This is a genomic window from Nonomuraea sp. NPDC001699 (assembly GCF_053596455.1).
The window spans coordinates 1-2,844 of the sequence record NZ_JBSFGF010000073.1 but is presented as its reverse complement, the minus strand read 5'-3'; the positions used below and the strand labels follow the sequence as shown (position 1 = coordinate 2,844).

Annotated in this window: 2 protein-coding genes; both read right to left on the bottom strand. The window is 72.5% G+C overall.

Annotated features, from left to right (window positions below; all coding sequences use genetic code 11):
* A partial coding sequence (locus tag ACWCSU_RS52705; protein WP_449945217.1) for a condensation domain-containing protein occupies positions 1 to 1,724 on the bottom strand: 1,724 nt, incomplete at its 3' end.
* A partial coding sequence (locus tag ACWCSU_RS52700) for an AMP-binding protein (protein WP_449945214.1) occupies positions 1,721 to 2,844 on the bottom strand: 1,124 nt, incomplete at its 5' end. The genes ACWCSU_RS52700 and ACWCSU_RS52705, both read right to left, overlap by 4 nt.

Sequence of the window (2,844 nt, the reverse complement as noted above, 5' to 3'; positions counted from 1 at the left end):
TGCAGGACGCGGTCCTGGGGGGTGAGCTGGAAGGTGTCCTGCATCCAGCGCAGCCGGTTGACGATCGCGCGGTGGGAGACGCCGACGCCCTTGGGTCGTCCGGTGGAGCCCGAGGTGAAGATGACGTAGGCCAGGTTGTCCTCGCGCACCCGCGCCGGAGTGAAACGACCTCCGGAACCCGCGCCGGTGAGGACGGTCTCCGCCCCCGCGTCGGCGAGCATGCCGCGGCGCCGTTCCTCGGGATCGGCCGGGTCGAGCGGCAGGTAGGCGCCGCCGGCCGCCAGCACGCCGAGGAGCACGACGGGAAGGTCGAGCCCGCGTTCCATGCAGACGCCGACCGGCTGGTCCACCCGCGCCTGCAGCCCCGCCGCGACGTCGCGGGCCCGCTCGGCCAGCTCGCGGTAGGTCAGCCGGTCGCCCTCGAAGACCAGCGCCGTCGCGTCCGGGGTGCGCTCGGCCTGCTCGAAGACCAGCTCGTGCAGGAGCCCGCCCGGGTGGTCGGACGCGGTGGAGTTCCAGAGCGCGAGCAGGGCCGCGTCCTGCGGCGAGACGCCGATGTCCCCTGACAACGCGCGCAGGTAGTGATCCCGGATCGCCGCGACCTGGTCGGCGGGGAACTGCGTGCTGTCGTAGGAGATGGTCAGCGTCAGCCCACCGCCCGGCGTCCGGACGAAGGCCGCGCTGAAGGCGAAGTCGGTCTGCTCGAAGAAGTCCTGGCCCTCGATGGGCGTGGCGGCGCCGCCGCGCACCTGGAAGTCGCGGAAGTCCACGTGCGTGTCCAGCAGACGCGCGCGGCCGCTGGCCCGCTGGATCTCGAAGAGCGGGAAGTGCCGGTACGGCAGCGCCGCCACCTCCGCCTGGAAGACCCGCTGGACCAGGTCGGGAGCGTCGGCGGGCACGCGCAGCGGGACGGTGTTGAGGAACAGGCCCAGCACCTCGTCGCCGGCCTCGCTCTCCGGGCGGCTGTGCGTGAGCATCCCCGTGAGGACGTCCGGGTCGCCGGTGAGCAGGGCCATGACGCGCGCGTGCGCCGCGAGCAGCACCGAACGCAGCGGCACCCGGGCGGCGGCCGCCTCCTCGGCCAGCGCCTTCGCCAGATCGCCGGGGAGCGCCGTGGCCAGCACCTCGACCTTGCGCGGTCCGCCGGTGGGGTAGCCGGGCATCCGGGGCAGCCGGCCCTCCGGCGCCTCGGCGACCGCGTCCCGCCAGAACTCCGCCGCCTCCGGCCGGGCGAGCACGGCCTTCTCGGCCGCCACCAGGTCGCGGAAGCGGGCCGCCGGCGCCTCCACCGGCAGCCCGGGGGTCGCATAGCGCTCCAGCAGCTCGCTGACCAGCCTCGCGACGCTCCACCCGTCGAGGATCGCGTGGTGGAAGTAGACGGTCAGCGCGAACCGGTCGGCGTCAGGCCGTACGTGGACGCGCAGCAAGGGAGCCCGCGTCCAGTCGAACGGCCCGTACTCCGGCTCGCCGCCGGAGACGGTCAGCGGGATCTCGGCGCGGTCGTGCACGAGCTGGACGGGCTCGCTGAACCCGGTCAGGTCGAAGGACGTCCGCAGCACGTCGTGCCGCGCCGACAGCTCCTCCAGCGCCCTGACCAGCGCCGGCTCGTCGAACGTGCCGCGTAACGTGAGCGTGGTGTGGTCGTGGAAGGTCACGCCGTCCAGCTCGCTGTGGTACAGCATCCCGGCCTGGAGCGCGCTGAGCGGGTAGGCGTCGATGATCATCGCGTGAGCCTCTCTCTGTCCGCCAGGCTGAGCAGGTCGAAGGCTCCCGCCGTGGTTTCCGGTACGGCCTCCCGCGGCCGCAGGACGGCGGCCAGTTCGGCGACCGCCTGATGGGTGAACAGGTGCTGCAGTTCCACGCCGTAGCCCATGGCGCGCAGCCGGGCCACGACCTTCAGACTGCTGATCGAGTCGCCGCCGACGGCGAAGAAGGTGTCGTTCCGGCCGGGCCGGTCGAGGCCGAGAACCTCCTGCCAGACCTGCGCGACGGCGTGTTCCGCCTCGCCGCGCGGCGGCTCCCACGGCAGGTCGGCCGGGCGCTCGGGCGCGGGCAGGGCGGCGCGGTCGAGCTTGCCGCTGGAGGTGACGGGCAGGCGGTCCAGCCGCACCCACGCCGTCGGGATCATGAAGTCCGGCAGCAGGTCGGACAGGTCCGGGACGTCGCCGACGACGTAGCCGACCAGGCGGCCGTCCACGAGCTCGGCCGCCGCGGCCGCGACGCCCGGCCGTGCGCGCAGGACGGCCTCGATCTCTCCCAGCTCCACACGCATGCCGCGGATCTTGACCTGGTGGTCGGTGCGGCCGAGGTATTCGAGTTCGCCGGTGGGGAGCCAGCGGGCGAGGTCGCCGGTTCTGTAGAGGCGTTGGCCGTTGGGGGCGGGGATGAAGCGTTCGGCGGTGAGTGCCGGTTTGCCGAGGTAGCCGCGGGCGAGTTGGATGCCGCCGATGTGGAGTTCGCCGGGGGTGCCGATGGGGACTTCGTTCAGATTGTGGTCGAGGACGTGCAGGGTGGTGTTGTCGACCGGCTTCCCGATGGGGGTCAGGGTTTCTCCTGGTTGGCAGGGGTGCCAGGAGACGTCCACGGCTGCTTCGGTGGGGCCGTAGAGGTTGTGGAGTCCCGGGAGGTCGTGGCCTGGCGGGAGGGCTTCGCCCGAGCAGATGATCCGTGCCGGGGGCTGGACGCCTTCTTCTTCCAGGAACGCCTGCAACATCGACGGAACGAAGTGGGCGGTGGTGATGCCCTCGTCCTTGATCAGGTCGCGTAGGTAGGCGGTGTCGCGGTGTCCGCCGGGTCGGGCGATGACCATGGTGGCGCCGGTGATGAGGGGCCAGAACAGTTCCC